This window comes from Candidatus Saccharimonadales bacterium (assembly GCA_040903985.1).
GTDB lineage: Bacteria > Patescibacteriota > Saccharimonadia > QS-5-54-17 > QS-5-54-17 > JBBDUI01.
Genome location: JBBDUI010000002.1, coordinates 156,136 through 182,644, shown reverse-complemented (window position 1 = coordinate 182,644; position 26,509 = coordinate 156,136). Strand labels below are relative to the sequence as shown.

The following is a 26,509-nucleotide window of genomic DNA, read 5'->3' as shown; positions in this document are numbered from 1 at the left end:
AGTATTATCATAAGTCGCTATCGCTAAGACAGCACTCTTTAATATATTGAGGATCTACTACGGAATGAAACGGCTAAAACGACTCTGGGCTCACGACATCGGTATCGACCTTGGTACTGCTAACACCTTAGTGTATGTACGGGACAAGGGTGTAGTCGTCAACGAACCCAGCGTCGTAGCCATTAACAAAAAAACCAAAGATGTCATCGCCGTCGGTAGTGAAGCGAAAGACATGATCGGCAAAACACCGGAGCAGATTTTAGCGGCGCGTCCGTTAGTGGATGGAGTAGTGAGCGACTTTGAGGTGACGGAACAGATGCTGCAGTACTTTATTGGCAAGATTCACAAGGAGCACCCAGTGATTTGGCAGCGCCCGCGCGTAGTGGTGGGTGTACCTTCCGGTGTCACTGAAGTAGAGAAGCGGGCGGTAGAGAGCGCTAGCGCTAGTGCTGGGGCTAGGACTACTTATTTGGTAGAGGAACCGATGGCCGCTGCAGTCGGTTGTCGCTTACCGGTCACTACCTCGACCGGTAGTATGATCGTCGACATCGGTGGCGGGACGACGGAGGTAGCAGTGATCAGTCTGGGCGGGATAGTAGTCTCCCGTAGCTTGCGTACGGCCGGAGACGAACTAACGGAAGGAGTGATGCAGTACTTGCGTGATGAGTTTAATGTTAGTATCGGCGAGCGGACGGCCGAAAATATTAAACTAACCATCGGTAGCGCCCACCCATTGAAACAGGTGGCGACCATGCCGGTACGGGGGAGGGACATGATCTCGGGTATGCCGAAAGAAGTTAGTGTCTCATCCGATCAGCTAAGGCTGGCGATGGTGAAGACGGTACGGGCGATAGTCGAGGCGGTTAAGGTCACACTAGAAGAAACACCGCCGGAGTTGGTGAGTGACATTATGGAGCAGGGTATAGTTCTAACCGGCGGCGGTGCTCTGTTGCAGAACCTGGACGTTCTTATCGCTCAGGAGACGAAGATGAAAGTGGTGGTGGCCGAGGATCCACTGCGTAGTGTCGTCAAAGGTACCGGGTTGATCATCGAAGACCTAGCTAAATACACTCCAGTATTAATAAGCTCACAGGAGTCTTGATGCGTCGCCTAATTGCCTTATCATTAGGAGTTATAATCAGCTTGATTTTGGCTGTCCGCTTACTGGGTTGGCCGTTAGAGACGGTGGCAGCCCGGTTACTGCACCCTATCGGTCAGACACTACACACCGCCGGGGTTAGGTTGGGTAGTGCGGTTAGTGAGTTGCCTCGTGTCGGTCGCTTACAGTCGACGCTAGATGAGCAGGCCCGCGAAATATCCGACCTCAGGCGACAGGCGGTTAGTCTAGAGCGTTTGCGTGAGCAGAACCGACAGCTGCGTGATGAGTTGGGTTTTTTGCGGAGCCACAATTTTGATGCTGTGCCGGCCGACGTAGTTAATTATCAGCCCGACAGTACGCGCAATATGCTCAGAATTAACGTCGGTAGTAGTGATGGTATCGAGCCAGATATGCCGGTTATATCGGCCGGAGTATTGGTAGGGGTGGTGCAAGCAACGGAAGAGCGCTTCGCGACCGTGCTTTTACTGGGCGATACTGATTTCCGGGCGCTGGTAGAGGTGAATGGTACTTCTGGGGTGTTACGGGCGCAGATCGGTGGCGTACAGGTAGTTGAACGACTGCCACGCGATCAAGGCGTGCAGGCTGGAGACATCGTGACTACTAGTGGTCAGGACGGAGTCTTTCCTCCAGGCCTACTGGTCGGTACGGTCAGTTCCTTAGCTCAAGCTCCCGGCGAAGTTTTCGATACGGCCCAACTTCAACCCGAGCTTGATCCGCGTCGGCTGCAGACCGTAACCGTTCTGCGTCAATGATGGGTCGTAACGTCTGGTGGGTAGTATCGACCCTGACGGTGATAGCTCAGGCCTACTTTCTTCCTGGTATCACGGCTCATGTACCGGCCCTAATGATTATTTGTTTACTGATTAGTACGCAGTATCTCTCTCGCGGTTTTGTCTTCGCTCAGGCACTCTGGCTAGGTTTTATACTGGATGTTGTATCCCTCTACGATTTTGGCGCCTATCTGGTAGTCGGGCTGGTAGTCACGAGTTTGATCTATTGGCTGAAGCGGCGAGGACTAGGGCTCGAAGACGGGTTTAGTCGAACCTTACTGCTGGCCGCGGCAGTGCTGATGCAGTCTCTAGTCTTGCTGATGTTTCAGGGCCCAGCGATCATATTAGAACTGGAGGTGGGGTCTTGGTTAATTGGGGTGGGTGGGCAGATATTGACCAGCGCAGTCTTTGCGTGGGCCGTAGTAGGGCGCGTACAATTAAGAGCATGATAAGTGTTCAAGACTCATCGTTATTAAGTCATCGCTGGGGCGTTCGATGAAACGTCGTCAGCCCGTCCGACTCCACCTGCCAGCCGTCATTAAGTCAAATGGTCACTCTCTGCAGAAGCAGGCCTCGCACTGGGCCGATCATCTACTCCCTGCCAGTATCGGTAAAAATGCTACCGTCGATAGCTCGATTAATCGTACCCCGTTACGGGTTATTGCCGGAGCAGGGATCGTTCTTTTTGCCATTTTATTTCTGCAGCTTTTCCAACTACAGGTAGTGGAAGGTGAGCGGATGCGCGGTATCGCCGAGGGTAATCGAGTTCGCGAGCAAGTAGATTTTGCCCCCCGAGGTCGTATCCTCGATCGGAATGGTGTGGTATTAGCCGATAATACGGCTAGCTTCCAGCTTTCGGTGACCCCGTACTTACTACCGGAATTGGAGTCGGAACGGCTACAGATCTACGATCGAATCGCTACTTTGACCGCAGTCGATAACGCTACTATTAAAGCAGCAGCTGAGGGTCAGGGCCTCGAGCATCCGCAGCCGGTTTTAGTGGTAGAGCAGATCGGACGTGAGACCGCGCTGCAGCTAGAGTACACTCTGCCACAGTTAACTGGTTTTAGCCTCGACACTGTACCGATTCGGAAGTATAAATCTGAGGCGGCCTTAGCTCATATTCTCGGTTATGTCGGTCGGGTTAGTGAGAATGATATCGAGGCTCGCCCAGATCTTCATCCGCTCGACTTTAGCGGTAAGCTTGGGATTGAGGCTGCTTACGATGAACAGCTCCGCGGGGTAAACGGTGTAGTAGAGACCGAGGTAGATTCACTCGGTCGACCCTTGAGGACTTTGCGTCAGCTACCGACCGAGCCGGGAGAGGATATCTATCTCTCACTTGATTTCGAACTGCAGCAACGCCTAAGGGATTCGATAAAAGAGCGAGCGCAGGCGGCCGGAGTTGAGCGCGGCAGCGGAGTGATCATGCATGCTCGTACCGGTGAAGTTTTAGCTTCGGTTAGTCTACCTGACTACGATAACAATTTATTCTCCGCCGGCATCACGCCGGAACGTTACAGCGGGCTACTAGATGACCTCGAGCGCCCTATGTTGAATCGAGCTATGAATGAAGGTTTTCCCACCGGTTCGGTTATTAAACCGGTCACGTTAGCCGGAGCGTTAGATACCGGTACGGTAGATGCTAATACGACAATCGTGGATCGAGGTTCGTTGACACTACGTAGTCCGTACGATCCATCGGCTACCTTTACTTTTCATGGTTATAATCGCAACGGTTTAGGGCCGGTCACTGCCGTTAGCGCTCTGGCTCGGAGTTCTAACATTTACTTCTTTACGGTGGCCGGGGGGTATGAGGATTTCCGCGGTATGGGTATCGATAATCTAGTGAAGTACTACCGTATGTTCGGTCTGGGTAGCCCCACCGGAGTCGATATACCTGGAGAGACGGCCGGGTTAGTGCCTTCACCCGCCTGGAAGCAGCAAATGGCCGGCGAGGAGTGGTATATCGGCGATACCTACAATCTAGCTATCGGCCAGGGCGATCTGCTGGCTTCACCTCTACAGATGGCGCGAGCATATGCCGCCATAGTCAATGGTGGTAATCTGCTGCAACCGCAGCTGAAGCGGGAATTGGAGCCGCGGGTGATGGGGCGAGCGGATATATCGGCCAAACACTATGACATTATCGAGCGCGGGATGCAGGAGGTTATCAGCTCTAACGGTACTACCTCGCCGGCTACTTTCGCCCAAGTAGGCGTACCGGTTGGGGGTAAAAGTGGGACAGCCGAGACCGACCCGGGTAAGCGGGAGGCTCACGCTTGGTTTGCCGCTTACGCCCCACGAGATGATCCGGAACTAGTAGCCGTGGTCTTAATCGAGGAGGGCTTTGCCGGTTCAACTTATGCCGCACCGCCTATTGCCGACGCCTTCGAGCTCTACTTTAAGCGCGACTGAATAGCTCGGTAGACAACCCATGAGGTTACTGCTAAAATGCATCAACTGGCTACTATAAACACCAGCCAAAGACAGGAGTTAGTATGAGTAAAGAATACCATTTGACCGAAGGCGGAGCCGCCGAACTTGCAACCGAACTGGCCGGCCTGAAAGCTCGCAGAGGTGATGTCGCAGAGAAGTTGAAATCGGCTAAGTCTGAGGGTGATTTAAGTGAAAACGCCGATTATACTAGTGCCCTTGAAGAGCAGGAATATGTCGAAGGCCGTATAAACGAAATCGAGACAGTTCTGCATAACGCCACAATTATCAATACGCCGAAGGGAAACAAGGCGGTAGCGCTAGGTAATCGCGTAGAACTAAAATACAACGGTTCTACTGTAAGCTACCAGGTAGTGGGTTCGCTCGAATCCGATCCGGGGGCCGGTAAGATATCGGAGGAGTCACCGATCGGTAAAGCTTTGCTAGGAGCAAAGGTAGGAGATGAGACCGAGATTAATACTCCTTCCGGCCTGCGGGTTTGCACTGTAACGAAGATTAGCTAGTTTCTCCGAGCGCCGCTAAGACGCGGTCACTAAGCTGGTAATAGAAACGGTAGTTTGCCATAATTGAGTCTAATGACACAGCTTACGGACAGTAACTATTGGATCGACGTTGAGGTCGAGCGTATTGATCACGCTATTCCAGACGGTGAGATTATCATCTCGAGTGGTATCAGCCCTTCGGCCAGTTATCATATTGGTCATTACCCGGAAGTCCTCATGGCGGAGGCACTGGCCTGGGGTCTGCGTCAGTTAGGTCGTGAGGTACGCCATATTCACGTGGTTGATAATATGGATCCATTGCGTAAACGCTACGATTTCCTACCGGAAGAGTATGAGCAGTATGTCGGCTGGCCGATCTGTCTGGTTCCGAATCCATATGGCACGGGCAGCTACGCCGACCATTTCTTTACTGAGTTTCAGCAGTATTTTGCAGCGATGGGTATTGTTCCTACCGAGGTAGTTAAAAGCTATGAGGATCTTTATCAAACAGGGCGTATGAGCGGGCAGATCGAGTTAGTGCTAGAGCGTCTTGACGTGGTCAAGCAGATATTTGCAGAGTTTGGTCGGGAGGTAGCAGGGGAATGGACGCCGGTCCAAGTTAAGGGAGCCGACAATACCTTTATCAATGCGCGTCCGGAAACTTGGGATAGAAAAGCTCAGACTATTGAGGGCATCTCTTACGTTGATGGCGGGGCTAAACTCAACTGGCGCCTAGACTGGCCGGCTCGTTGGTCCGTGCTTGGAGTGCAGGTTGAGCCATTTAATAATCATGAACATGGTGCGGCTGGTGGCTCATACGACACCGGTCGGGCGTTTTCTGAACGGATATTTAATTATCCTGCACCTATCCCTGGTGCTCGCTATGGCAACGTTCATCTTGGTGATGATACAACCAAGATGAGTTCGTCGAAGGGCAATCTAATTACGCCTGAGTCTGTGCTCCGCATTATTCCTCCGAGCTTGCTACGTTACTTCATAGTTCGCTCTAGACCGCCTAAGAATCTGCGCTTTTATACGGATAAGCGGCTGATTAATTTAATCGATGAGTATAAACAGGTGGCAGCTGCCCTCAGCCGAGGTGAGGAGCATGAGTTCGCCGAGGCCTACCGATTCGCCGACCTCGGCGATAGTTTAACAGTAGTTCCGTTCGCGCATCTAGTGAGTGTCTATCAAGCTGCCCAGGGAGAGCTTGATCGCGTCATGGCGATTTTGCAGCGGAGCGGCTATGAGGTCGATGAGAGCGTCTTAGCGGGTGAGCTAATCTACGTTCAAAATTGGCTCGATTCCTATGCCCCAGCTGAGGTTAAATTCGCCCTAAAGCAGGATATGCCGGTGCTCGATCTAGATGAGTCGCAACGAAAGTTCTTAGCTGCTTTGGCCGATTCACTTGCCCCAGTGCAGGAACCTATCGAGGCCGAGTGGATGCATAACACTATCTATGAGCTAAAGGACGCCCAAGGACTCACCCCGGCCGAAGCTTTTAGTACCATTTACCAGATCATACTCGGACAAGACTTTGGTCCGAAAGCCGGCTGGTTTTTAACTACACTCGATAAAGACTGGCTAATCAAGCGGCTTAAACTTGAGGCTTAGAGAGGGTATACTGGGATTATGCTAGATATTACCTATATTCGAGAACATACCGAGCGTGTTAAGAAATCCATATTAGCCAAAAATAAAGCTGTCGATATCGACCGACTACTGAACTTAGATGTAGAGCGTCGCAGCCTAACCCAGGCGATAGAGGCCCTTAGACAGGAACGGAACACACTTTCCACTCAGCTCAACGGTGGAAAGCCAGAGACAGCTACTATCGAGCGCGGACAGCAGCTTAAGAGTGAGTTAGCAGAGTTGGAAACACGTTATGACGAGGTGATCAGGGAGTACGACATCCTTCTAGAGTCGGTACCTAATGTAATGGCCGAGAGCGTCCCATTAGGGGCAGATGAATCCGGTAATCAAGTGCTGCGGCAGTGGGGAGAAGTACCTGAGTTCGACTTTCCAGTGCGTGATCACGTCGAGCTCGGTGAGACACTTGAGCTGATCGACATCGAGAGAGCCGTTAAGGTCTCGGGAGCTCGCTTCAACTATCTCAAAGGTGATTTGGCGCGGCTGCAGTTTGCCCTGGTGCAGTTCGTGTTTAATATAGTTAGTGATGAGGATCTTATAGCTAAGCTAGTAGCCGACGGTCAGTTAAATATCTCCACCAAGGCTTTCGTCCCGGTAGTTCCACCCATGCTGGTACGTCCCGAGACGATGCAGCGGATGGCCCGTCTCGAGCCGAAAGAGGATCGTTTTCTCACTACCGATGAGGAGTTTGTCCTGGTCGGTAGTGCCGAGCACTCACTAGGGGCAATGCATATGGATGAGATTATCGAAGCCAGTGATCTGCCCTTACGTTACATAGCTTTCAGCGGCTCTTTTCGACGTGAGGCCGGCAGCTACGGTAAGGATACCAGAGGCATTTTGCGTCAGCACCAGTTCGATAAGCTAGAGATGGAGGCCTTCTCGACCACCGAAACTGGCGAGGGTGAGCATCGCTTAATGGTAGCGCTGCAGGAACATATCATGCAGCAGCTTGAGCTACCGTATCAAGTGGTGGCTATCTGCAGTGGTGATATGGGGGGTCCGGACTATCTCCAGACCGACATCGAGACCTGGCTACCGGGGCAGCAGCTGTACCGGGAGACGCATACGGCCGACTATATGACTGACTACCAGTCCCGCCGACTCAAGACGCGCTATAAGCAGGCCGGTGAGACTCACTACGTTCATATGAACGATGCGACGGGATTAGCTATCGGGCGGACGCTAATCGCTATTATTGAAAACTATCAGACTAGAGCGGGTACGATTCGGATACCCCGCGTTTTGCAAGCACTAATGGGTAAGGAGGAGATAGTATGATCGATTTAGAAGTTACCGGAGTCCACTTTGAAATTAATGAACAAATTACTAAGTACGTCAATAAGAAGTTAGGTCGTCTGGATAAATATTTACCCCGTAACGCTCGTACTCCGGCTCACGGACGGGTCGTACTGGTCGAAGAGCAGGGCCAGTCTAGCAATCGCTACAGTGCTGAGGCCACCATTACTTTTCCACACGGTGAGGTAGTGGCTCAAGATGCTACTATCAGCATGTATGCCGCTATCGATATCGTCGAAGAGAAGCTGAAGGCTCAGATTCTCAAGCATAAGGATAAGCGTCAGAACGATCGTCAGGCCCAGCGCACGCGGCGCAGCTTCAAAGTGTTCAAACCCTCACGTGATAGTCAGGTCAACTCAGAAGAGCCGCTGGAGTAGCACGGCGTACCCGGCAGTGTTTAAGTTGTTAGCCAGAGAGTCTATAATGAGGTTTGCATGCGCAATATACTGACTAGAATTTTTGGAGACCCGGGTGAGAAGCAGCTGAGAAGTCTGCAGCCGTTGGTTGAGCAGATTAACGCTCTAGAGCCGAAGTTGAAGCGGCTGAGCGACGCTAAACTAGCTGCTAAGACGGATGAGTTTAAGCGGCGGCTAGAGAAGAGCGAGAGCTTGGACGACCTCTTACCTGAAGCTTTCGCAGTGGTACGGGAGGCGGGCCGGCGAACTCTAGGTCAGCGCCACTTCGATGTTCAGCTTTTAGGTGGTATCGTGCTGCATCGCGGCGACATCGCCGAGATGCGTACCGGTGAAGGTAAGACGTTAGTAGCGACCTTGCCAGTTTATCTCAATGCGTTGAATGGCAATGGGGTGCACGTAGTGACGGTTAACGACTACCTGGCGCGACGTGATGCTGGTTGGATGGCCGGCATCTACACCTACCTCGGCCTGAGTGTCGGTGTTATCGCCGGTAACAACACGGCCTATATTTATGACGAGACGGTGACCGATGAAGAGCATTCCGATCCGCGCCTGCAGCACTTTCGCGCAGCGCCCAAACGAGAGGTTTATGCCTGCGATATTCTATACGGCACCAACAACGAGTTTGGCTTCGACTATTTGCGCGATAATATGGCGCCTAGTCGTGAGGCTATGGTCCAGCGCGAGCTTAGCTTCGCAATCGTAGACGAAGTTGACTCGATCCTAATCGATGAAGCTCGGACACCGCTAATCATTTCGGCCCCGGCCAGTAAGAGCACAGATACCTATCAGCAGTTTGCCACCATCGCTCAGCAGCTTAAGCTGGCTGAGCACTACAATGTAGATGAGAAGCAGCGGGCCGTTAGTATTACGGATGAGGGCGTGACCAAGGTCGAGCAAATCTTAGGCGTGGATAACTTGTATAACAGCGATTCAGTGCAGGCTATTTTCCACCTCGAGCAGGCTCTTAAAGCTCAGGCGCTTTTTAAACGAGATAAGGACTATGTGGTTCGTGACGGCGAGGTCGTTATCGTCGATGAGTTTACCGGCCGTTTGTTGGCTGGACGGCGTTACAGCGAAGGATTACATCAAGCTATCGAGGCCAAAGAGGGTGTGCGCGTGATGCAGGAGTCGGTGACGTTGGCAACGATCAGCTTTCAAAACTATTTCCGCCTCTACACTAAGCTCTCCGGTATGACCGGTACTGCTAAGACCGAGGAGGAGGAGTTTCAGAACATTTACAATCTTAACGTCATGGAGGTGCCGACCAACAAGCCGGCGATTCGCCTCGATCTCCAGGACCGGATCTATAAGACTGAGGCGGCTAAGTTCCGAGCTATCGTCGAGGAAGTTCGACAGCGTCAAGCTGCCGGACAGCCGGTACTAATCGGTACAGTATCGATCGAGAAGAACGAGGTTATTAGTGATCACCTCCAGGCGGCCGGCATCAAATACGAGGTCTTGAATGCTAAAAACAACGAACGCGAGGCCGAAATCATTGAGTCAGCCGGTCAGCCTGGAGCAGTGACCCTCGCGACTAACATCGCTGGTCGTGGTACCGACATCGTCTTGGGTAAAGGTGTAGTTGAGGCGGGGGGCTTACATGTACTAGGTAGTGAACGGCACGATTCGCGGCGGATCGATAACCAGCTTCGCGGCCGGACCGGCCGTCAGGGTAATCCAGGTAGTACTCAGTTTTACGTCAGTCTGGAAGATGATCTGATGCGTATCTTTGGCGGTGAGCGCATCTCCAATCTGATGGGCAGTCTAGGTGTAGATGAGAACATACCGATCGAGAACGTGATGATTTCTAAGAGTTTAGAAAGTGCTCAGAAGCGGGTTGAGTCCCATAATTACGATATGCGTAAAAACGTGCTGCAGTACGACGATGTCATGAATCGCCATCGCGAGTCGATTTACGCTCGCCGCCGCGATATTTTGGATGAGAAGCCTCTGAAAACTGATATATTGGCCATGGTCGAGACGGAGCTAGGGGTTCTACTGGCTCGGTTTACCGATGCTGAAACTGGAGAGATAGAGCGGGACGGGCTATTCAAAACATTGGGTAGTTTTATGACGGTGCAGGAAGCAGAGTTCAGTAAAGTTAAGGATAATGCCTTGGCAACGGCCCTACTAGAGCGGGCCGAGCGCCTCTATGTCGAGCGTGAGGAGGAGTATGGCGCGGACGTGATGCGTTCGCTTGAGCGCTACGTTTATTTGCAGGCTATGGATCGGCTCTGGATGGAGCATCTAGAGGCGATGAACCACCTGCGTCAGGGTATTCACCTCCGCTCCGTTGGTCAGCGCGATCCTTTAGTCGAGTATAAGAAAGAAGCTCATTTAATGTTTAACGATCTGAAAGCTAACATCGAACACGAAGTAGCTACCACCATATTCCGGGTCGCACCTCGGACTAGTCCGGACGAGACACAGGAGACCGAACTGACCCGGGCGGCCGAATCAGCTACCGTTTCAGGGGGCGAAGAGGGTAAGGTAGCTCGCGCCCGCCCGGTACGTAACAGCGACAAGGTGGGCCGGAACGACCCCTGCCCGTGTGGCTCTGGCCTGAAGTATAAGAAGTGCGGTTTAATCAATGCGCCCGAACATCGAGGCTAAGTTAACCAGGTCACTGGTAGGCGAGCAAGAGATGGGGCTGCTTGGAGCGAGGGTCTACTCGCTTGTCGAGCTAGAGCAGGTGGAGCGATTACAGCTGGGAGAGCTTAAAGCTGTAGGTGAGCACCCGCAGTCTAACCGCGATCGCTACGGTAACGATTTAATCGATCTCTACGCTGCTCGGCATCCCAATTATTCTACTTATAGTCCCGGAATACGCAATGCTAGTCTTTATGCTTTCTTATCGCCACCGTGGCATATTGAGTCTAACCGCCAGATGGTGGCCTTAAATGTGGACTCGACGCGGGTCTTCATAGCTCATCAGAATCGTAATCTACCTTTCTACACGCAGGCTTGGCAGCAGGCCCATCTAGGGCTACTAGATAAGTTCCCCGTCGATTTAGTAGAAGAGGTACTTGATCTGCCTCTGCGCTACCCAGAAGTACGCAATCGCTTTAACACTTCATCTCTAGCTTGGATGCCAGAGCCGATCCTGGATGGTCTGCTAACTGAGTTTGGACCGGCGATAGAGGATTATCTCGATAGCTGGCAGAGTTTAGCAGAGTTTGAGGCTGGATCATGTGACTTGGCCGATAACTGGGAGGTCATCATTCCTTACGCCGTACTGCAGCCGGCTTCAGCGGTAGCGGCATGAGAGTGGCCGTACTTGGTTATGGGGTGGAAGGGCGCTCTGCCGCGCGCTACTGGCGGGATATGGGAGCTGAAATCACCGTCTGCGACAGTAGTGAGGAGTTGGATCTACCGGTAGATGTGCAGAGCCAGTTAGGGGAGAACTATCTTGAGGGGTTAGATCAGTTTGACTTAATCGTTCGTTCGCCCGGAGTCCTACCCTCCCAGTTTGAGACCTCCACCCCAGTTACTACAGTAATGGATGAGTTTTTACGCGTCTGCCCCGCCCCAGTGATCGGGGTGACGGGGAGCAAGGGCAAAGGTACCACGGCGACTTTAATCCATAAGATGCTAGAAGCTACTGGTCGGACAGCTTGGTTGGGAGGTAATATCGGGCTTCCACCCCTGGAGTTCTTAGCTCAGGTTAGTCCGAGCGACTACGTAGTACTCGAGATGAGCAATCTGCAGTTATGGGACATTACCTCAAGTCCACAGATCGCAGTCTTGCTAGCTATTACCCCTGATCATCTCGACTGGCATGAGGGCAAAATGAGTGCATATGTCGCGACTAAGGCTAACATTACCCGCTTTCAGCGGAGTGAGGATAAGCTGTTTTATCGCGCAGATAATCCCTATACCGAAGAGATTGCGGCTACCACTGCCGCTCAGGCCTTAGCCTTTATGAATCCGGCTAGTGCCTGGGTGGACGGGGAGGAGGTTAAGTATCAAGATACGCATATCTGCGCGGTGTCTGAGGTACAACTGGTCGGGCGGCACAATCTCGATAATATTTGCGCTGCGCTGGCGGCCGTTTGGCAGGTAGCACCAGATCCGACAGCTCTGCGGAGTGCGATTAGGGAGTATAAAGGGTTAGAACACCGGCTGGAGTTCGTCCACCGGATAAGCAAAGTAGATTATTACAACGATTCGATTGGAACGACACCGGAGGCTGCTATGGCGGCCATCCGCGCCTTCAAACAGCCTAAAGTGTTGATTATGGGCGGCTCATCCAAAGGCGTAGACTTCAAGGAATTAGCCGTTGAGCTGACTGCTCAATCTGTTAGAGGGGTGGTTCTCATAGGGGAGACGGCTACCGAACTAGCGGCTACACTGGAGCGCGCCGGATATCAAGGTGAGCTGGAGCAGTTAGAAGATTCAGAGACTATTATAAAAGAAGCGGTTGATATAGCGGCTAAGTTAGCTCAGCCCGGAGATGTGGTACTGCTCGCACCAGCCTGTGCTAGCTTCGGCTTATTTAAGAATTACCAGGAGCGGGGGAAGCAGTTTAAGGCAGCTGTTGAGAAGTTAACCCACTCTTAAGTAAGGAACGGATAGGGCACCATGATAACAGGTGACTATTTTGTTCACTAAGCCAAAAACAGTTATAATTAGCTTAACGAGTAATGTAGGGGGTCTAAATGCAGCACACAGTAGAAGAGGTGACTCTATCTAACGGGACATCTGGGCTATTGATCGACGTTCCAGGTAGCAAGGTCGTTAGCTTGCAGCTCTACTTTAACTCTGGCTTTCTATTGGCGGATCCTGCTAAGTATGAGATGCCACACATTACCGAGCACTTACTGATAGCCGGAAACGAGGATTATCCAGATTCGATGGAGTATAAGCGTCAGCTGGAGCTTAATGGCGCCGTATTCAACGCTTCTACCAACATAGACTACAACTGCTACTACTGGCAGTGCGCCAGTTTTGAGGTGGAACGTATCTTAGGGCTGGCCAGCGCCCAGATTGGCCGACCCCTGATTAGAGCGAGGAGGATGTAGCACGGGAGAAGCAACGGGTCGTGTCTGAGCTGGAGGGTAATATGTCTAACCATGGCCGGACAGCCTGGAATAACATGATGTATTTAGCCCAAGGAGAGCCGTCTTATCGCGAGCGAATAGATCAGCTGGCGAGCATTACCGCGGCTGATATGCGCCGGTATTACGAACAGACTCACACCCAGGCCAACTCCTTCTTTATCGTATCTGGTAATGGTACGGAAAACCGACAGAAGATATCTGCCGGACTAGAGAACCTACTGCGTCATCTACCGGAGGGTGAGAGATTAACGCTGCCCCCTCGGGAGCGAACTACCCCTGATACGCCAGCGGTAGAGTATAGGGAGATTGCCGATATCTTCTATAGTCACCGTTTCGTAACAAAGCCTTTAACTATTGATGAGGTGGCTGCAGCTGCGGTGTTGCGCAGCGTGCTCAACAGCTATCTTAAGAGTAGCCTGTTCGGAGCTGTCTGGGAGTCAGGCCTAGCATATGGGATCAGGTCTGGTTATAGCTACCACACTTATGAGGCAGCATACCTTATCTCTAGTTCGGTCAGTGCTAAAAACGCCAAACCGTTATTTAAGCTAATTGTGCGTCAGCTTAAGCGTGTATTAGAAGGCAAGGTTACTTCGGCTGATCTGGCCGCCGCTAATAAGACAGGTGAGGGGCGACTTGATATCGCCTTGCAAACTCCAAACAGCTTAGCTAGTTTCTACACTGGTGATTATCTGGTTTACGGCAATTTTGTTCCGGTGGAGGAGTGGAGCGCACTGCGCAAATCAGTTACTGTCCAGCAGCTACAGGCTATCGCCCAGAAGTTACTGCAGTCCGGCGAGTGGGCGCAGAGTTTTGTCGGTCCCATTTCAGATGATGAAGCGAACGAGCTACATGCCTTAATGGCCACCCTTCGGACTTCAGTTTGAACCTAAATTAGGTGCAGGTTAGACCGAACTGCTAACTGTGAGTAATATACATAACAGCTTATTGACAATAGAGCAAAATATTGCTATTGTATATATTGTCAATTGCGACATGTAAAAACAGATACGCCTAAGATAACTTTTGATTTAATTATTAACGGCAGAAGGTAACAATTTATGAGCGAACACAGTCCAGTGACCAGCGAAGAAAGCACTAGCTACCAGTTAGCAGAGCTGGAAAATGCCAATCACACCCTGGAAGCTCAAGGTGAGTTCGCCGACTCTTCTTGGGCGCGTCAACTGAAGGCAGATCGGGCCAATAACACAGGAGTTGAGGACGAGCCAGCTGATAAGTCAGGTAAGTATAATCGGCGCGGAGATAAGAGCCGCCAGACTCACAACCGCCAACGCGCTGCCGGAGATCCGCGGCGCAATAATACTCAGCCTGATCCACCCAAATACGAGGAGAGCAAGCACGAACAGTGGGGACGCAAGTACTTTGATGAGCACGTGTCACTATTTGCTACTCGTCGTGAGTATGGGGCCGATGGTAGTTATAAAGAAGTCGAAGTAGAGACTGGCGAGTCGCTGGCTGCTTTAATTACGGCGCGAGCTTCTCTAGCGGAAGCCCAGGTTAGTGTCCGTCGCGGTAAGCTGGGCTTTCGCCGCAGTTCAGAAGAAGCCCAACTGGAAGAGGCGCGTGAAGCCTATCAGATTGCAACGCGGGCCTATTTAGCCGAAGTACTAGCTGACTCTGAGGCCAGTCTGCCGCAGCGTCGAGCTTTAGCAGCTATTTTTATGGCGAGGGAGAGCGGCGCCTTGATGGGCGAGGAAGCTAACTATTATCTAACGAAAGAAAACTCTACCGGTAAGAAAGTTACCGAGTGGTACGCGCGACAGAATAAAGTCACTAAGGTGGTTCTAGGTATTGGTGCTATTGCGGCCGGTAGTGCCGTCTTGGGTGCAGCCGGTGGCTTGGCAGCAGCCGGTGGCTTATTTGGTAGCCGACTTGGCAAGGGTTACTTTACACGGGAGGCTAAGCGTCGAAGTCAAGAACAAACTGGTGGCACCAGTCCAGACCGCCAAGCTAGCTATACGGCTTACTCCGAGACGACCGAGCAGCCGGTAAGTTATGAACAGTACCAGAAGCAGGCTGACCACTATGAGCTAGCCACCCTACTGCAGTCCAATCACACTGATTATGAGCGTAGCTACCAGACCCTGGCGGAGTATCAGAAGCGTGACGGAGGAAAATTGCAGAAGATCGAGGATGAGGATCTGACTACCGTCGCCAGCACCCAGAGTGTTGATCTGCAGCGCCGCTCTATTAGTGAGTACGAGGCTGCCACGGATCAGGCTAGTGAGGTAACTCGTCGCAAGCGCCGCGCCTTAGCCGGTGCAGTAGGTGGTGCGGCCGTCGGTTTCGGTATCGGTTGGGCGATAGAGAACTACGATGAACTGAAAGATTTTGTCAGTGGTAACGATCCGGACACGACAGAGACTACGCCCGTTCCCGGATCTGGTAACCCTGAAGTCACACAGCAGCTTGACCAGCTAGAGTCTGATATCGCCGAAGAGGCCGAGCGAGCCGAGGAGTTAGAGGCTGAATTGCAGCAGGAACGAGAACGTGAAGCCGAGCTAACCGAGCAGTTAGAACAGGAAGCTGAGGCGGAGTCGGAAGTTAATGATTCGTTTGGTGAGAGTCTGCCAGAAGGCTATATAGCAAAGACTGCAGATGGTTATGAGATTACCGCTATGCCCGGGGATCAGACCGACAGCTTATGGCGGGCGGCCGAGCACTCACTGCAGGACTATTTGGGCCGAGCCCCCACTATGGGAGAGGTCGACGCCTTACAGAACCAGCTGGGAGAGCGCTGGCTGGAGGTGGGCGAACGGGTGGTAGTGACTAATGAGCAGCTAGCGCGCGCTACCGGAGCGTAAATGTAGCCCCTACCGGGCATAGGAGCGGACTCGTTCACGGGATTATTATGCTTATGTTTAGAATAAGCGCTTAGTAGTGCTAATCATAAGCTATTTGACAAGGGGTAGATTTAGTCGGGAAATAGTTGACAGTAAGTAGTAAAAGTGTTAAGGTTATAAGTATCTAGCCAGTGTGAGGTGGAACCCATGTTGGTGTTAGAGCGCTTTGACAAACTACATACATAGACATGAACTGCTCAAGATGCGGTAGAATCACAAAAGCAGGCGTCTGGATATTATATCTAGGCGCCTGCTTTTGCTACTAGCAAGAGCAGTTAGTGTTTGAACATTTAGACTATATAACTTAATCCGTACTTTTTCTGTGTAGGAAGCGGCGTGGGCCGCTGTACTCGCGGCTTAGGCTGCTTCCTACATACGGGGGAGTGCAGATAACTCATCGGCACAACCGTGCCGGTCAACCTATCACCTTTAAGGAGGTGAGGTACGTTGGACACCATTACTGTGGTGTTGATAATCGCAGTCTTCGCCCTGCTCGTTCAGAACGGGCGGTTGGCGAACTCCGCGATGTCAGCGCCGACGAGCAAGCCGATCAAGGCTTCGCTGGCTGACCGGGCCACTCGCGTTCGTTCTGCTAGCCGGCAGCGGCTGGAGAACGGCACCGTGCGGCTGACCACTACGACCCGAAAGATCAGCTGGCCGCCACTTGTGGCTGGTCTGGTGATCTTCGGTCTGGTTGCGATGAACACGATTCAGTTCGTGCACATCAGCGACCTGCAGCAGGAGATGGAGAACATCCTCGCCGGCGAAGTCGATCAGGAAGACCTGGCCAGTGTCGAGTCGACCGAGGTCTCGGTTCCGGACGAACTCCAGGACCGGATCGATCGACTGAGCGCTCAGCTCAACGAGCTGAGTAGCGCCAATGCCGAGAGCGAGGCCGAGCTGGCCGCTCTGCGCGAGCAGAACGATGAGCTGGCAGCCCAGCTGGCGGAGCAGGCGGAGGAGCAGGATGCTTCACCACCGGCTACGCAGACGAGTGCCATCGGCTCTTCGGAGTCGGTCGAGTGCCCGACTGCTGTAGCTACGTGGTTCGAGGAGCAGCGCTTCGCCACCGAGGACTTCCGCTGTGGCGACTTCATCGACGATCCGACTGAGCGAGGAGATACCTCGTTCAGCGAGAAGCCGATCAGCACCCACGCGGAGCTGGTCGAGTTTCTCAACTCGGACAGTCCAGAAGCCAGTGCCGCTCGGGCCGCACTCCGGGATTCACTCTCGGAGGCGGACTACCAGCGGGCACTGCGCGGCGAAGGTTACCTGCTGACACAGGTCACTGTGCCGGCGCAGTATGAGGCGAACACCTACTACCGTTACAAGGACGGTTCAGCGGTGTTCATCACTACGCCTCGCAAGGTTCAGGCTGGCGATCTGCTCTGGGTGTACACCAACACCCAAGGTGAGGTCGTCGAGTCCGGCAACATTCGGGCCGACTGTGGCAACGCTCGGGCCGAGAAAATCGTCCCGCAACCGGACAAGCCGGAGCAGCCTAAGCAGCCGGATCAGCCGGACAAGCCGCAGCAGCCGGACCAGCCGGATCAACCCGACAAGCCGCAACAGCCCGAGCAACCGGAGCTCAAGTGCTTCGATGAGGCGGGCAAGCCGGTTTTCGACGGTGAGTTCTGTGCTGAGGAAGATTCCGGTCCGGAAGAGCAGGATGAACGCGACGACGAGGTCGATCCTACACTCGGGCACGACCGTGGCGACGCCGAGGAGACGCACAAGAACCAGGACGAGGCACGCAAGTGCATCGATTCCGGCATATGTCACGAACTCGATCCGACCAAGGACGACGTTGAAGTTCCCAATTCGAAGGACGGCGGTAAAGCCCCTGGTGGCGGTACTGACGAACCCAGCGATGCGGCGGACGACAACTCGGAAGATGATGGGACTTCCCACACCACGAATCCCGACAAGGGGACGAGTGACGGGGATTCCGACACTCCCGCTCAGAACAATGGGCGTGATCCACGGGGTGACCCTGACGAGGACACGGACTATCCCAACGTCTGAGTCTTCGTCCCGCTTCGGCGGGAGACAGTAGCTATCGACGCTCGTCTCCCTCGAGGGCCCCGTATCCTAGGTGGGGTGGCCGAGATGAGTCGTTGATAGTTGTAAGAACCTTATCGCGTAAGCGATGAGGTAGTGTTCGAACACTAAGGTACCAGGATTGGTAGATTTCGTTTGATGAGTAGATTGATGGCTAACCCCGTCGATCGAATTCCATCCGAATCTCAATCCTGTACCTGTAACACCTAACGTGGATATGTATGTAGTTTGTCGGCGGTCATAAGATAAAGCGCACCTTAACATTCATAAAACCCAGTTACAACTAGATTACTATTGACGATTACTGATAAATATAGTTTAATAAATTGATGAGGAATAAGAAGAGGAGAGACATATGCGTAATATATTGAATTACCTAACCTATGTGCCCAAGCAAGTGGTAGCAGTAGCTGCTATCTTTGTTCTATCGCTTTCAGCGATGGCAGCCCCGATCGTAAGCGACGGTGGCGTAATGGCACAGGATAACGAAGTACGGTTAGAAGCCGATGTTAAGGTCATGAACCTTAACACAAGCAGCGGCTACCAAGATAACGTAAGTGCGATGGTAGACGATGTGGTACAGATTCAGGTCTGGTATCACAATATGGAAGAGTTTGATTCTGGCAAAGATGCGGAGAATCTCAAAGTTGCAATTGACGTGCCTAGCACACGGGGCAAAAATCAGACTATAACCGCTACGGTTGGTGCTGATAATGCCGATACCGTCACAACTACTGCAGGTGTAAACCTCAGTTTAGATAACGCCTACTTAGAGTACATTGCCTACGGCGAAGGCTCGAGTAGCACTGATGGTGGTGTACAGTGGCGCCACAACAAGGGCGCAGCTGATGGTAATACTAGCTGTCAGACTGAAGACGAAGAGGCTCCTAATAGCTGCTACGTGAGTGAGAACTTAGGTGCAGCCGGAGACGCGATCGTTAACGGTGGGATAGTGATCGAGGATGAGTATCGTCCATGTTTCGCTTACCAGTCGACCGTTACTATCTTAGCCCGCGTAAAAGCGGAAGCTATCAAGGTAAACAAGTATGTGCGTAACGTAACCCGAGGCGAGACTAGCTGGAAGTTGAAGAATCAGGCTCGTCCGGAAGACATCCTTGAGTATCGGATACGGTTCGAGAACAAGGGTAACGTAACCCTAGAAGACGTTACGGTGGGAGATAACCTACCCGACTACCTGTCCTACATCCCGGGAAGTACAACCATCATGAATGGTAACTACCCGGATGGTGTGGCAGCCGGCAGTAACAATGTCTGGCAAGGCGGCATCATGGTGGGCGATTATGCTCCCGGTGCAGCTGGGTACGTGACCTTCCGCGTTAAAGTGGACCCGGTTAACGTATTTGAGAAGTGTGGCACTTACACTCTGAAGAATGTTGGTGTCGTACGACCCGAAGGCATGAACGAGTTCTACAACACAGCTCACACCGATGTCAAAATCGACTGTGAGAAGGGTGACGAAGAGCTACCAGCCCAACTGCCGCAAACCGGTATCGGTGGACTACTCGGAGGAATCTTCGGTAGTGGCGCTCTCGGTGTCGGTATCCGTAACTGGTTCGGCTCACGGCGCAAGCTGCTAGCTAGCCTACTAGAGAACTAATCTCTCTTAAGTTAGCTCTAGCTTACAGGCACCCCATTGGGGTGCCTGTTTTGCGTTGTGGAAATGGGTGGTACCTATGCCGAATCTTAGCTAGCCTGTATCCTTAGTAGTATGCACGAGTTAATTAAAGCTATCGAAGAACTAATTGAGCGGATCGAGACTGCTATGAGGCAGCTTGAGATCGCTAGTAAAGCCCAGCAGGCAGATGAGCTAGCCCAGGCGATGGCAACGTCTGATTTCTGGGATGATCCAGGCGAGGCTGCCGTAATCGCTAAGCGTCAATCTCAGCTACAGAAGCAGGTAGATGCCTGGCAGGAACTCTTAGGGGAGACTAGGGCTACTTTGGAGCTGGCGCAGCTAGAAGATCACAGCCTATTAACGGATCTAGAGCAAAAGTTTGCCGAGCTGAAACACCAGTTTGAGAAGCAAGAGTTTCAAGTAAAACTATCCGGTGTATACGATACTAATGACGCTATTTTGCATATTCACGCCGGTACTGGTGGTACCGATGCCCAGGACTGGGCACAGATGTTGGAGCGAATGTATTTGCGCTACGGCGAGCGCAGCGATCTAACGGCTGAAGTGGTGAGCGAGACGGCCGGGGAAGAGGCCGGGATTAAGAATGTGATTATTAAACTGGCCGGCCCGTATGCTTACGGCCGGCTGAAGAGCGAGCACGGTGTGCATCGTCTGGTGCGCCTGAGTCCGTTCAACTCCGATAATCTGCGCCAGACTAGCTTTGCTCTAGTTGAGGTGACGCCCGAGATTGACGAGCCGAAAGACATCGTGATTGAAGAGAGTGATCTGCGTATCGATCTCTATCGTTCAGGAGGCAAGGGCGGTCAGTCGGTTAATACTACCGACTCGGCCGTGCGTATCACTCACATTCCCACTGGGGTGGTGGTAGCGATCCAGAACGAACGCTCGCAGTTGCAGAATAAGGAGACGGCGCTGAAGATTTTACGCTCGCGGCTGGCGCACCTGCAGCAGGAACAACATGCCGATGATCTGAAGAAGCTGAAGGGTCCGGTTCATACTGAACAATGGGGACAGCAGATCCGTAACTATGTGTTACATCCCTATACCTTAGTGAAGGATACCCGGACGGGGGCTGAAACGACCGAGGTGAACCGAGTGCTAGATGGCGATTTAGACGACTTTATCGACGCTTATCTGATCTATTCTATCGGCGCTAAGAGTTAACGACGACGTTCATCTATACTGGCCTTATGCTAAAATAGCTACGTGATTCTATTAGACAGACTTTCCAAATCCTATGGCGGTAATACCGCCCTAGCCCGAGTCAATTTGCATATCCACCCTAAAGAGTTTGTGACCGTGGTGGGGCAGAGCGGGGCCGGTAAATCTACCTTGATTAAGTTGATGATCCGGGAAGAGATTCCGACCTCCGGTAAGATCATCATCGGCGGTATCGACTATGACAACTTGACGAAGAAAGACGTACCGCAGCTTCGTCGCAAGATCGGCGTGGTTTTTCAGGACTTTAAGCTGCTGCCGAACCGCAACATTTATGAGAACGTCGCTTTTGCCCTAGAGATTACCGGTACACGGACAAGCGTCATCCAGCACACCGTACCTAAAGTGCTGCAGTTGGTCGGTTTGGAAGGGAAGGAGCGTAGCTTCCCCTCTGAACTATCTGGCGGTGAACGTCAACGCGTAGCCATCGCTCGGGCCGTAGTGCGACAGCCGAAGATTCTAATCGCTGACGAGCCGACCGGTAATTTGGACCCCAAACACTCCTGGGATATTATCGAGCTACTACTGAAGATTAATCGCTACGGGACAACGGTAATCTTGACCACTCACAACCGTGACATCGTTAATGCTCTGCAGCGTCGGGTAGTGACTCTGCGTAACGGTCGAGTGATCAAGGACGAAGAGCAAGGGAGTTACGACGTATGACGGTCTGGATCCGCCGCCTACTAGTCCTGTGGCGCATTGTACTGGCCGGTACGCGCAACTTCTTCCGTAATGCGTGGTTGAGCGTAGCGGCGACAGCCGTGATGGTGATTACATTAACCATTATGCTGGGAGCTGTCGTTTTTAATATGGCGTTAGGCGATACGTTAGATCAGGTGACGGAGTCGATCGACATCGCTCTATTTTTTGATGATAGTGCGCCACTAGAGACGGTGCAGCAGCTCCAGACTGAGCTAGAGAGTCTCGCTAACGTAGCCGATACGCACTACGTTTCTAAGGCCGAGGCGTTAGAGCGCTACCAAGCGGATAACGCTGATAACACCGATATTCTAGAGGCAGTGACAGAGACGGAGAATCCTCTTCCGACCAGTCTAGAAATCCAAGTTTACGATCTTAATGAGATAGATGAGATTATCTTACTTTCTCAGGATGAACGGTTCGTGCCGATTATCGAAGACACTTCATTAGGTGAGGACCGTCGCCGTACTATTGCACGTATCGCTGACACCCGCCAGTTTTTAATCAGCTTCGGTGTGGTGGCCAGCCTGCTCTTTGCCAGTATCTCGATCTTAATTATCTTTAACACCATCCGCATGGCCATTTTTGCCCGTTCGGAAGAGATTGGTATCATGCGCCTAGTGGGGGCGACTAACGGTTTCATTCGTGGTCCGTTTCTATTTGAGTCGATGCTAGACGGTATCATCGCGGCCGCGATCAGCTTAGGTGTACTCTATACAGCCCTGCTCAAAGGAGCCCCGCGCTTGGTCGATTTCGTCAACTTCGACTCTACCTTGTCATTCTTCACCGGAATGTGGCCACTAGTCGTTTTCGTTACGATTTGTGCCGGTATCTTGCTAGGGGTCATCTCCAGTATGATGGCGATGATACGCTATCTGAACCTCTGAACTCACAAGTTACTTAAGTTACGTTTCGGGGTTAAGAGTGATTTAAGTGTCGAAAATTTTACAGATAAGATCTAACTCTTCTTGCTGTTTTCAAGCCAGACTTATCGGGTTGAGTGGCTCAACTAGCCGTGCTAGTATGCCTAGGCTTGTGTTGTGACACACATCACAAGGGTCTATGTAATAGCTGGGGTATATCTACATATGTTGAAGCGTAATTATGATGGTAAGAAAACTGTAATTTATAAAAAACTGGTTCTTGGCCTAAGCGTCATCGTGCTGTTGCTGGGCGTACTGCCCCAGCCAGTGCTCAGTCAGAGCGCCGGGGAACTGCAACGCCAGATCGAAGCTAAAAATGCCGAAATCGAGCGCTCGAAACGCGCCGCCAATGAGCTACGAAGCCGGGCCGACACCCTGGAGAATAAGCTAGCCATACTCCAAGCTGAAATCCGCCAGACTCAAGACCAAATCGATCTAACTGCTGATGAGATTAGTCAGACTCAAACCGAGATCAAACAGATGGAAGCAGATCTAGCTCGGGCTAAGGAGCTTATCCAGCAGAATGTGAAGCAGCTTTATAAGCAGGGAGATCCCTCCACCTTAGAGCTTCTGTTCTCCAGCGAGAACTTTTCTGATTTTGTCAGCCGTCAGGAGTATCTAGATAGTGTGAAGGACAGCCTGAACGAAGCCGCCGCTGAGACAGTGCGGCTGAAGGGAGAGCTAGAAGTCAGAGAGGCCGATTTAACGGTTAAGTCTAACCGGTTGAGCGGCCAGAAAGAGCAACTAGATGTTAAGAGGGAGACACAGCAGAGCTTAGTAAATGAGACCCGGGGCGAGGAGAAGCGTTACCAGAACTTAGTGCGCTCACAGGAGCAGGAGAAAGAGCGCCTAGAGGAGCAGCAACGAGCGGCTTATGCCGCTGCCGCTGCCGCTGCACAGAGCAGTGGCCAGTTTGTATCTAGTGGGGGTGGTAACTATCCCTGGTCTAGTGGTCCCTATCCTTGCTGGAGCAGTAACTGTGTCGATCCGTGGGGGCTCTACTTCCGAGAGTGCGTTAGCTATACGGCCTGGAAGGTGTCTAGTACTGGTCGCTACGTGCCTCATTTTGCTGGTGCTGGCCATGCCAACCAGTGGCCTTCTACGGCGGCGCGCCACGGTATCCCTAGCGGTAGTGCGCCACGTGAAGGAGCAGTCGCGATTGCTAACATCGGAGTGTACGGCCACTCGATGTATGTGGAGAAGATCTTGGGCAACGGCATGATTCGGATCAGCGAGTACAACTTTCTGCCCGGTAAGTACTCGGTACGTGATATTCCGGCTTCCGGGCTGACTTACATCTACTTTTAGTCGCAAACATAAGCAGCTTGACAATTATACTATTTTGAAGTAGTGTTTTAAGTAGTAGTACTAACCTAAACACAAACATGTCAAACCTAAAAAGAATATCTCTCAAGAACATCGTTTTCGCCCTAGCAATTCTAGTGCTGTGGGTTGGTTTCTCGCCGCGTGTATCCGAAGCGCAGACGATGAACGAGATTCAATCGGAGATTAACCGGTTGAGCCGGGAGATTAATCAGTCCGAAGCTAGAATCGGACAACTCCGTGACCGGGAAGATACCCTACAGAACAAGCTAGAGGTACTTAACGCCGAGGCTGCCCAGCTCGAAGCCGAAATCAACAGGACTGAGCGAGAGATAAAACAGACTAAGAGCGATATCAAGCAGAAAGAGTCCGAGCTGCAGCGGACTAAAGAGTTAATTCAAGCCAATATCAAGGTGTTATACAAGCAGGGTAACCCCTCTACGCTTGAGATGCTTTTTTCTAGTGAAAACTTCACAGATTTCATTAACCGTCAGGAGTATCTTGACAAGGTTAAGCAAAGCCTGAACGAGGCAGCGCGTGAGTCGGTGCTGATTAAGCAGGCTTTGGAGGAGAAAGAAGTCGAGCTGCAGTTTAAGTCCGGTGAGCTAGACGGACAGCGGCGACAACTAGCTAATCGTCAGGCTGAGCAGCGCCGTTTGATTGAGCAGACGCGTGGTGAAGAGTCGCGTTATCAAGAGTTAGTAGCCAAACAGCGCCAGCGTCTGGGAGAGGCTGAGGCTCAGCAGGCGGCCATTATCGCGGCAGCTCGGGCCGGTAACTCTGGTAATATCACTCCGGGAACGGTCGGGAACGGTGGCTACCCGGTTGAATGGGCGCCACCAGTACCGATGAACTCCCGAGTCGATAACTGGGGTTATTATAGTCGACAGTGTACCTCTTATGCGGCTTGGGAGCGGTATGCTATCGGCCGTCCGCTGCCCAACTGGGGTTTCCAGGGCATCGCACATGCTCGATTTTGGACTAATAGTGGTACTTTTACCGATCCAGAAACTGGTCAGTCATTCTACGTTCAAGGTCGCTACGCGCAGCGGGATGGCTACACCGTCAACAACACACCTGCCCCTGGGGCAGTAGCGGTTCTTAACTCCGGTAATTACGGCCATGTCGCTATCGTAGAAGAGGTGTACGGGGGCGGTGCTAGTTTCCGGGTTAGTGAGTATAACGCCGACTTTAACGGTTATTTTGCCGACTACAACATCTACAATAACTCAAACGACTGGTCCTTCATCCACGACTAAGTCGGTTATGCTACAATAATCCCTAGTGGAAAACCCTATACCTGCAGTTAATAATTCGCGTTTTGGCCTTGGCTCGGTACTGACGATCGCCGCTCTGGTCGGTCTGCTTGGCTTCGGTTTCGGTGCTAACTTCGATCAGTTGAGCCAGAGTTTCACTGATCTAGAGACTGAGAACCAACAGTTACCGGAAGACTTAAATTACGATTCGGTAGAGCGGGTTTACGATTTATTACGGAAAAACTATGCCGGTGAGTTAAGTGAGACCGAGCTGATTGAAGGCATGAAGTCCGGATTAGTGGCTGCCAGCGGCGATCCTTTTAGCGAATACCTGAACCAGGCAGCGGCGAATGAGTTGGAACAGAGTCTGCAGGGTGAATTCAGCGGTATCGGTGCCGAGATTGGTATACGCCAAGAGCAGTTGGTGGTGATAGCGCCCCTCGACGGTACTCCGGCTGCTCAAGCGGGCTTGAGGGCCGGTGATATGATAGTTGGTATTGACGGCGAAGATACGACTCGCATGAGCGTCCATGACGCAGTAGTGAAGATTAGGGGTGAGGAGGGAACAGAGGTCGTCTTGACCATAGCTCGCAGTGGTCAATCACTCGAAGAGATCACACTTACTCGAGCCGTGATCGAGATACCCAGCGTGGAGAGTGAGCTGCTAGAGGGTGATGTCGCATATATCGAACTAGTCCGTTTCGGTGAAGATTCTGCCGATCGGTTTCGTGAAGCAGCCCATAAGATGAAGGCGGCTGGGGCTGAAAGTATTATCCTTGATGTGCGTAATAACCCTGGAGGCTATCTCGATGTCGCGGTAGCGATTACGAGTGAGTTTCTCACTGCAGGTACAGTAGTGGTAGAGGAGCGCCGCGGGGAAAAGGTGATAGCCACCGAACGAGCTCAGAGCGGCGGAGTGCTGATCGGCATGCCGACAGTAGTGCTGGTTAACGGTGGTTCGGCTAGTGCTAGTGAGATTATCGCCGGTGCCCTGCAGGATCAGGGAGTTGCGACCGTTATCGGGGAGCAGACATTCGGTAAAGGAAGCGTTCAGCAGTTACTACAAATCGGCGGCGGGGACATCTTGCGCGTGACGATTGCCAATTGGTACACACCGGAAGGAGAAAACATCAATAAAGAAGGCATCACTCCGGATGAGGAAGTAGAGCTGACGAGCGAGGACTTCGAGGCTGAGAACGATCCGCAATTGGACCGGGCACTCGAGATTTTATTAGAGAGTTAAACCAGGGCGAG

Annotated in this window: 22 protein-coding genes; all 22 read left to right on the top strand. The window is 52.1% G+C overall.

All coding sequences use genetic code 11. The features are described 5' to 3' along the window. Nucleotides 1-64 precede the first annotated feature (64 nt). The 22 genes from WD467_00940 (at nt 65) to WD467_00835 (ending at nt 26,498) form a co-directional block, all read left to right on the top strand. Nucleotides 65-1,102, top strand: a complete 1,038-nt coding sequence (locus WD467_00940; GenBank protein MEX2452466.1) for a rod shape-determining protein — start codon at nt 65-67, stop codon at nt 1,100-1,102. Then, a complete protein-coding gene (gene mreC, locus WD467_00935) occupies nt 1,102-1,872 on the top strand; it encodes a rod shape-determining protein MreC (protein MEX2452465.1) in 771 nt (256 codons plus the stop codon). The genes WD467_00940 and mreC overlap by 1 nt, the downstream gene beginning before the upstream one ends. Next, a complete protein-coding gene (locus WD467_00930; protein MEX2452464.1) occupies nt 1,869-2,339 on the top strand; it encodes a hypothetical protein in 471 nt (156 codons plus the stop codon). The genes mreC and WD467_00930 overlap by 4 nt, the downstream gene beginning before the upstream one ends. 46 nt (nt 2,340-2,385) lie before the next feature. Next, nucleotides 2,386-4,308, top strand: coding sequence for a penicillin-binding protein 2 (gene mrdA, locus WD467_00925; GenBank protein ID MEX2452463.1), 1,923 nt, complete (start codon nt 2,386-2,388; stop codon nt 4,306-4,308). Between the two features lie 83 nt (nt 4,309-4,391). Next, nucleotides 4,392-4,850: a transcription elongation factor GreA gene (gene greA, locus WD467_00920; protein MEX2452462.1), complete on the top strand. Its 459-nt coding sequence runs from the start codon at nt 4,392-4,394 to the stop codon at nt 4,848-4,850. 72 nt (nt 4,851-4,922) lie between these two features. Continuing rightward, nucleotides 4,923-6,443 (top strand): lysine--tRNA ligase, encoded by a 1,521-nt coding sequence (lysS, locus tag WD467_00915; GenBank protein ID MEX2452461.1) that lies wholly within the window; start codon nt 4,923-4,925, stop codon nt 6,441-6,443. A gap of 18 nt (nt 6,444-6,461) precedes the next feature. Continuing rightward, the gene (gene serS, locus WD467_00910) at nt 6,462-7,757 is read left to right on the top strand and encodes a serine--tRNA ligase (GenBank protein MEX2452460.1); all 1,296 of its coding nucleotides are present in this window, start codon (nt 6,462-6,464) and stop codon (nt 7,755-7,757) included. Continuing rightward, complete coding sequence (gene raiA, locus WD467_00905) at nt 7,754-8,152, top strand: ribosome-associated translation inhibitor RaiA (GenBank protein ID MEX2452459.1); 399 nt, start codon at nt 7,754-7,756, stop codon at nt 8,150-8,152. The genes serS and raiA overlap by 4 nt, the downstream gene beginning before the upstream one ends. A gap of 57 nt (nt 8,153-8,209) precedes the next feature. Beyond that, nucleotides 8,210-10,807 carry a preprotein translocase subunit SecA gene (gene secA, locus WD467_00900; protein ID MEX2452458.1) on the top strand — a complete coding sequence of 866 codons (2,598 nt, stop codon included), beginning with the start codon at nt 8,210-8,212 and terminating at the stop codon, nt 10,805-10,807. Beyond that, entirely contained in the window at nt 10,785-11,459 is a 675-nt protein-coding gene (locus WD467_00895) for a hypothetical protein (GenBank protein MEX2452457.1), read from the top strand. The genes secA and WD467_00895 overlap by 23 nt, the downstream gene beginning before the upstream one ends. After that, nucleotides 11,456-12,754 (top strand): UDP-N-acetylmuramoyl-L-alanine--D-glutamate ligase, encoded by a 1,299-nt coding sequence (gene murD / locus WD467_00890; GenBank protein MEX2452456.1) that lies wholly within the window; start codon nt 11,456-11,458, stop codon nt 12,752-12,754. Before WD467_00895 ends, murD begins: the two co-directional genes overlap by 4 nt. 98 nt (nt 12,755-12,852) lie before the next feature. Then, nucleotides 12,853-13,215: an insulinase family protein gene (locus WD467_00885; protein MEX2452455.1), complete on the top strand. Its 363-nt coding sequence runs from the start codon at nt 12,853-12,855 to the stop codon at nt 13,213-13,215. 41 nt (nt 13,216-13,256) lie between these two features. Continuing rightward, nucleotides 13,257-14,138, top strand: coding sequence for an insulinase family protein (locus tag WD467_00880; protein ID MEX2452454.1), 882 nt, complete (start codon nt 13,257-13,259; stop codon nt 14,136-14,138). Between the two features lie 174 nt (nt 14,139-14,312). Continuing rightward, nucleotides 14,313-16,076 (top strand): hypothetical protein, encoded by a 1,764-nt coding sequence (locus WD467_00875; GenBank protein MEX2452453.1) that lies wholly within the window; start codon nt 14,313-14,315, stop codon nt 16,074-16,076. A 486-nt stretch (nt 16,077-16,562) separates the two neighbouring features. Further along, nucleotides 16,563-18,140, top strand: coding sequence for a DNA-binding protein (locus WD467_00870; protein MEX2452452.1), 1,578 nt, complete (start codon nt 16,563-16,565; stop codon nt 18,138-18,140). A gap of 391 nt (nt 18,141-18,531) precedes the next feature. Then, nucleotides 18,532-19,794 (top strand): DUF11 domain-containing protein, encoded by a 1,263-nt coding sequence (locus tag WD467_00865; GenBank protein ID MEX2452451.1) that lies wholly within the window; start codon nt 18,532-18,534, stop codon nt 19,792-19,794. 111 nt (nt 19,795-19,905) lie between these two features. Next, entirely contained in the window at nt 19,906-20,997 is a 1,092-nt protein-coding gene (gene prfB, locus WD467_00860; GenBank protein ID MEX2452450.1) for a peptide chain release factor 2, read from the top strand. A 42-nt stretch (nt 20,998-21,039) separates the two neighbouring features. Next, nucleotides 21,040-21,717 carry a cell division ATP-binding protein FtsE gene (gene ftsE / locus WD467_00855; GenBank protein ID MEX2452449.1) on the top strand — a complete coding sequence of 226 codons (678 nt, stop codon included), beginning with the start codon at nt 21,040-21,042 and terminating at the stop codon, nt 21,715-21,717. Continuing rightward, complete coding sequence (locus WD467_00850) at nt 21,714-22,640, top strand: permease-like cell division protein FtsX (GenBank protein ID MEX2452448.1); 927 nt, start codon at nt 21,714-21,716, stop codon at nt 22,638-22,640. Before ftsE ends, WD467_00850 begins: the two co-directional genes overlap by 4 nt. Before the next feature lie 201 nt (nt 22,641-22,841). Continuing rightward, nucleotides 22,842-23,984, top strand: a complete 1,143-nt coding sequence (locus tag WD467_00845) for a CHAP domain-containing protein (GenBank protein ID MEX2452447.1) — start codon at nt 22,842-22,844, stop codon at nt 23,982-23,984. 77 nt (nt 23,985-24,061) lie between these two features. Beyond that, nucleotides 24,062-25,258 (top strand): CHAP domain-containing protein, encoded by a 1,197-nt coding sequence (locus WD467_00840; protein MEX2452446.1) that lies wholly within the window; start codon nt 24,062-24,064, stop codon nt 25,256-25,258. Nucleotides 25,259-25,283: 25 nt separating this feature from the next. Next, nucleotides 25,284-26,498, top strand: coding sequence for a S41 family peptidase (locus tag WD467_00835; GenBank protein MEX2452445.1), 1,215 nt, complete (start codon nt 25,284-25,286; stop codon nt 26,496-26,498). Nucleotides 26,499-26,509: the final 11 nt, after the last annotated feature.

What these genes read in the sequence shown, in the direction of transcription:
- WD467_00845 (MEX2452447.1), top strand. Translation starts at nt 22,842, where the DNA reads ATGTTGAAGCGTAATTATGATGGTAAGAAAACTGTAATTTATAAAAAA.
- WD467_00930 (MEX2452464.1), top strand. Translation starts at nt 1,869, where the DNA reads ATGATGGGTCGTAACGTCTGGTGGGTAGTATCGACCCTGACGGTGATA.
- lysS (MEX2452461.1), top strand. Translation starts at nt 4,923, where the DNA reads ATGACACAGCTTACGGACAGTAACTATTGGATCGACGTTGAGGTCGAG.
- prfB (MEX2452450.1), top strand. Translation starts at nt 19,906, where the DNA reads ATGCACGAGTTAATTAAAGCTATCGAAGAACTAATTGAGCGGATCGAG.
- WD467_00865 (MEX2452451.1), top strand. Translation starts at nt 18,532, where the DNA reads ATGCGTAATATATTGAATTACCTAACCTATGTGCCCAAGCAAGTGGTA.
- raiA (MEX2452459.1), top strand. Translation starts at nt 7,754, where the DNA reads ATGATCGATTTAGAAGTTACCGGAGTCCACTTTGAAATTAATGAACAA.
- WD467_00940 (MEX2452466.1), top strand. Translation starts at nt 65, where the DNA reads ATGAAACGGCTAAAACGACTCTGGGCTCACGACATCGGTATCGACCTT.
- mreC (MEX2452465.1), top strand. Translation starts at nt 1,102, where the DNA reads ATGCGTCGCCTAATTGCCTTATCATTAGGAGTTATAATCAGCTTGATT.
- murD (MEX2452456.1), top strand. Translation starts at nt 11,456, where the DNA reads ATGAGAGTGGCCGTACTTGGTTATGGGGTGGAAGGGCGCTCTGCCGCG.
- serS (MEX2452460.1), top strand. Translation starts at nt 6,462, where the DNA reads ATGCTAGATATTACCTATATTCGAGAACATACCGAGCGTGTTAAGAAA.
- secA (MEX2452458.1), top strand. Translation starts at nt 8,210, where the DNA reads ATGCGCAATATACTGACTAGAATTTTTGGAGACCCGGGTGAGAAGCAG.
- WD467_00850 (MEX2452448.1), top strand. Translation starts at nt 21,714, where the DNA reads ATGACGGTCTGGATCCGCCGCCTACTAGTCCTGTGGCGCATTGTACTG.
- WD467_00840 (MEX2452446.1), top strand. Translation starts at nt 24,062, where the DNA reads ATGTCAAACCTAAAAAGAATATCTCTCAAGAACATCGTTTTCGCCCTA.
- mrdA (MEX2452463.1), top strand. Translation starts at nt 2,386, where the DNA reads ATGAAACGTCGTCAGCCCGTCCGACTCCACCTGCCAGCCGTCATTAAG.
- WD467_00880 (MEX2452454.1), top strand. Translation starts at nt 13,257, where the DNA reads ATGTCTAACCATGGCCGGACAGCCTGGAATAACATGATGTATTTAGCC.
- WD467_00875 (MEX2452453.1), top strand. Translation starts at nt 14,313, where the DNA reads ATGAGCGAACACAGTCCAGTGACCAGCGAAGAAAGCACTAGCTACCAG.
- greA (MEX2452462.1), top strand. Translation starts at nt 4,392, where the DNA reads ATGAGTAAAGAATACCATTTGACCGAAGGCGGAGCCGCCGAACTTGCA.
- WD467_00885 (MEX2452455.1), top strand. Translation starts at nt 12,853, where the DNA reads ATGCAGCACACAGTAGAAGAGGTGACTCTATCTAACGGGACATCTGGG.
- WD467_00895 (MEX2452457.1), top strand. Translation starts at nt 10,785, where the DNA reads ATGCGCCCGAACATCGAGGCTAAGTTAACCAGGTCACTGGTAGGCGAG.